This window comes from Vibrio sp. 10N.222.49.C9, assembly GCF_041474985.1.
In the GTDB taxonomy this organism is placed as follows: Bacteria; Pseudomonadota; Gammaproteobacteria; order Enterobacterales; family Vibrionaceae; genus Vibrio; species Vibrio crassostreae_C.
On record NZ_JBFRVD010000167.1, the window covers coordinates 1 to 337 of the forward strand.

The window sequence follows — 337 nt, forward strand, 5'->3', positions numbered from 1 at the left end:
ACCTTTTGCGAAGCAACAAAGACCTCTTGTGACAACAGGTCTAACTGAATATGACCATTGCGAAGCTGGCTCTGAATCGATGGGGCGGATGACGACACCGCTCTGCTTGCTAGGATCTCTACACGGGCTATTAGTTCTGCTAACGCGAAGGGCTTGGTCAAGTAGTCATCTCCCCCCTGTTTCAGCCCTTTTACTCGTTCATCTACACTATCTAGTGCGCTAAGGATAAGTACTCGAGCAGTGGTATTTGCTGCTCGTAAAGTGGAAAGTACGGTGAGGCCGTCAATAGAGGGCAACATGCGATCGAGCACGATCACTTGATACTCTCCTTCAAGGG

The 337-nt window shown here is 49.6% G+C and carries 1 protein-coding gene; it reads right to left on the bottom strand.

Annotation, left to right across the window (positions count from 1 at the left end):
* A partial coding sequence (locus tag AB4585_RS22550) for a response regulator (protein ID WP_372171047.1) occupies positions 1-317 on the bottom strand: 317 nt, incomplete at its 3' end.
* Positions 318-337: the final 20 nt, after the last annotated feature.